We start from the raw sequence: 2,938 nt of genomic DNA on the forward strand, positions 1-2,938 counted from the left end.
CCCCTGCCCCTCTGCCTCTTCCCCAGTTCCCAGTAGCCATATTGAAAATTTAAAACTTGAGGGACACATGAGTTACGATTTCGACTTATTTGTAATTGGTGCCGGATCTGGTGGGATTGCAACCGCCAGACGGGCTGCGGAATATGGAGCAAAAGTAGGGGTTGCTGAGTTTGACCGACTAGGCGGAACCTGCGTAAATCGTGGCTGTGTCCCTAAAAAGTTAATGGTCTATGCTTCCCATTTTCCTGACTTGTTTGAAGATGCCCAAGGATACGGCTGGAGTGCAGTCAAGAGTTCTCTAGATTGGGAAAAAATGATTACGGCGGTCAATAATGAAGTGACTCGCCTGAATGGCATTTATAAAGGGATGCTGGATAAGTCCAAAGTTGAAGTCTTTGAGGGATACGGTAAATTTATTGATGCTCACACGGTTCAAGTAGGCGATCGCCAAGTCACCGCCGACAAGATTTTAATTGCTGTGGGTGGGTATCCCGTAAAGCCAGAAATTCCCGGAATTGAATACGCCATTACCTCCGATGATATCTTCCACCTGAAAGAACAACCCCAGCGCCTAGTAATTTTGGGGGGAGGTTACATTGGTTCAGAATTTGCCTGTATCCTCAACGGACTAGGAAGCGAAGTCACCCAAGTCATTCGTCATGACAAAATTTTACGTGGTTTCGATGAAGATTTGCAGACTGAAATTCAGCAAGCAATGGGTAACCACGGCATTAAGATTCTCAACAATAGCGAAATAATTGCCATTGAGAAGAATGACACAGGCTTGAAGGTGACAGTTCGCCGCAATGATGATTCTGAGGAAACGGTAATTGTTGATGCAGTCAGTTTGGCAGCCACAGGGCGCAAACCCAACACGCAAAAATTAGGTTTGGAAAACACCAAAGTTCGGCTAGATGAGAATGGTGCAGTTGTCGTTGATAAATACAGTCAAACCAGTGAAGCCAATATCTATGCACTGGGAGATTGTACAGATAACATTAATTTAACTCCTGTGGCGATTAATGAAGGTCGCGCCTTGGCAGATACTGTGTTTGGTAACAAGTCTCGCACCATGAGTTATGAAAATGTACCGACAGCGATCTTTACCACACCAGAAGCTGCAACTGTGGGTTTAACTGAAGCCGAAGCCAGAGAAAAATATGGTGATGCGGTGAAAGTTTATCGCAGTCGCTTTCGACCGATGTACTATACCTTACCGGGTAAAGATGAAAAAACCATGATGAAATTAGTGGTTGATCAAAATACCGATCAGGTAGTGGGGGCGCACATGGTAGGAACCAGCGCTGCGGAGATTATACAAGGAGTGGCGATCGCAGTTAAGATGGGTGCTACTAAAGCTAACTTTGATGCCACAGTAGGTATTCATCCTAGTTCTGCCGAAGAGTTTGTAACTATGCGTTAATCAACCTGAAAATGCCCTAGATTTACTAAAATCTGAGGGCATTGCTATCTATGATTTTTTGCTATCCTACAATTGAGCATCAAGTTTAGCTAGTATTATTAAGCCTTCTTCTGAGTTACCCATTGCGGCCATTGCTTTAAACCTTGTATTGGCATCAAATTCCGCTAGAGCGATAGTAGAAAGTTCTTCAATCAGCTTATTGATACTTATACCTTTGGCTTGAGCAAGTTCTTTTAATCTGTTGTGCTTGTCGTCTGGTAAACGAATAGTTAAAGTTGCCATTGTTGTTTAACTCCTAATAACTGCTTCGGGTTTTAATATTGATAAGTTAGGAAATAACAATTCAGCATTTTGGAAATCTTTGACATTATGCGTGGCAATAATTTGAGCATTTCCAGCAACTGCTAATTCAATTAAGTGGTTGTCAGCTTCATCTTTTAAATTAGGTCGCCATAAGTAGTAAATATAAATCCATTTACTTACGCTCATCAGTGATGCAAGTAAAGCAGAAATTTCTTCACTAGTTAAAGGGCATTTAGCAATAATTTCTGATCGTTGAATGACCGACTCATACTCAGAAAATAAAGCATTTCCCATCAAAGGCTGATATTCACCTTTCAAGCAGCGTCGAATGAGTTCTCTACTGGAACCTTGAGAGCTAATCAGCGCACTAATAAAAACGCTGGTATCAACTACAATTTTAATCGCCATGTGGATATGATAGCATATAGGCTATCATAGGAGTCATTCAAAAACTTAAAAGCGATCGCAGTTAAAATGGGTGCTACTAAAGCTAACTTTGATGCCACAGTAGGTATTCATCCTAGTTCTGCCGAAGAGTTTGTGACTATGCGATAAAGCTAATGAGCTGATAAACTTGGAAATTCCCTGGATTTACTAAAATCTGAGGGCATTTTTCGTAAAATACCCAAAAAATGATTAAAACTTTTGTAAAGGCGATCGCACTCCTGAGATCAGAGAAATATTTAAATAAATGGGTTCAGTGTAGATATCCCACAACCATCAAAATCCTTAATATTTCTAGTAACAAGAGTCATGGAATGTATTTTAGCTGTTGCGGCAATAAGTATATCAGCTTGTGATCGCGGTTTACCTTGAGTCCTCAAAATACCTCTCAATTCACCCGCAGACTTGGCAATTTCTGAAGTAATAGGGAAAATTTTACAGTGACTTATCAGAAAGATTTCAAACCAATTCTGGATTCTAGAATTAGGCTTTGCTGTTAAAGCATAATAAATTTCCTCAATTGTAATAACACTTAAATTAATAGATGTCACAGTGCCACTCCATGCTATCACCCCTGCATTTGGAATCGGGCGAGTTAATTCACTGATGATATTAGTGTCGCAAAGATTACTCATCCTATTTATAGCAACCGCCAAGGAGGTTAGGACGCAAAATGCAAGACATCCTCAATGGCATCTCGTAAACAATCAAACTGGTCTAACTGTTTGCGGATTCGACTTTTTAACCAAGACCAGCATTTTTCAATCT

4 protein-coding genes and 2 pseudogenes are annotated in these 2,938 nt (G+C 40.7%); 2 read left to right on the plus strand and 4 right to left on the minus strand.

Features of this window, described 5'->3' with window-relative positions:
- The first annotated feature begins 67 nt into the window (after nt 1–67).
- Nucleotides 68–1,423 carry a glutathione-disulfide reductase gene (gor, locus tag AACX33_RS05220; protein WP_194003838.1) on the plus strand — a complete coding sequence of 452 codons (1,356 nt, stop codon included), beginning with the start codon at nt 68–70 and terminating at the stop codon, nt 1,421–1,423.
- Between the two features lie 66 nt (nt 1,424–1,489).
- Here gor and AACX33_RS05225 read toward each other — a convergent pair whose 3' ends face one another.
- Complete coding sequence (locus tag AACX33_RS05225; RefSeq protein WP_194003836.1) at nt 1,490–1,705, minus strand: toxin-antitoxin system HicB family antitoxin; 216 nt, start codon at nt 1,703–1,705, stop codon at nt 1,490–1,492.
- A gap of 6 nt (nt 1,706–1,711) precedes the next feature.
- On the minus strand, nt 1,712–2,134 hold the full coding sequence (locus AACX33_RS05230; protein ID WP_194003834.1) for a putative toxin-antitoxin system toxin component, PIN family: 423 nt from the start codon (nt 2,132–2,134) through the stop codon (nt 1,712–1,714).
- Nucleotides 2,135–2,185: 51 nt separating this feature from the next.
- Between AACX33_RS05230 and AACX33_RS05235 the strand changes: the two are divergent.
- Nucleotides 2,186–2,281 (plus strand): annotated as a pseudogene (locus AACX33_RS05235) (hypothetical protein); the annotation flags it as partial.
- Between the two features lie 128 nt (nt 2,282–2,409).
- Here the strand turns inward: AACX33_RS05235 and AACX33_RS05240 are convergent.
- Together AACX33_RS05240 and AACX33_RS05245 are read right to left on the minus strand one after the other, a co-directional pair.
- Nucleotides 2,410–2,805, minus strand: a complete 396-nt coding sequence (locus tag AACX33_RS05240; RefSeq protein ID WP_194003832.1) for a type II toxin-antitoxin system VapC family toxin — start codon at nt 2,803–2,805, stop codon at nt 2,410–2,412.
- A gap of 26 nt (nt 2,806–2,831) precedes the next feature.
- Nucleotides 2,832–2,938: pseudogene (locus tag AACX33_RS05245) on the minus strand (IS630 family transposase); the annotation flags it as partial.

The organism is Nodularia sp. LEGE 04288 (assembly GCF_963896525.1).
Taxonomy (GTDB): domain Bacteria; phylum Cyanobacteriota; class Cyanobacteriia; order Cyanobacteriales; family Nostocaceae; genus Nodularia.

What these genes read in the sequence shown, in the direction of transcription:
- AACX33_RS05230 (WP_194003834.1), bottom strand. Translation starts at nt 2,134, where the DNA reads ATGGCGATTAAAATTGTAGTTGATACCAGCGTTTTTATTAGTGCGCTG.
- AACX33_RS05240 (WP_194003832.1), bottom strand. Translation starts at nt 2,805, where the DNA reads ATGAGTAATCTTTGCGACACTAATATCATCAGTGAATTAACTCGCCCG.
- gor (WP_194003838.1), top strand. Translation starts at nt 68, where the DNA reads ATGAGTTACGATTTCGACTTATTTGTAATTGGTGCCGGATCTGGTGGG.
- AACX33_RS05225 (WP_194003836.1), bottom strand. Translation starts at nt 1,705, where the DNA reads ATGGCAACTTTAACTATTCGTTTACCAGACGACAAGCACAACAGATTA.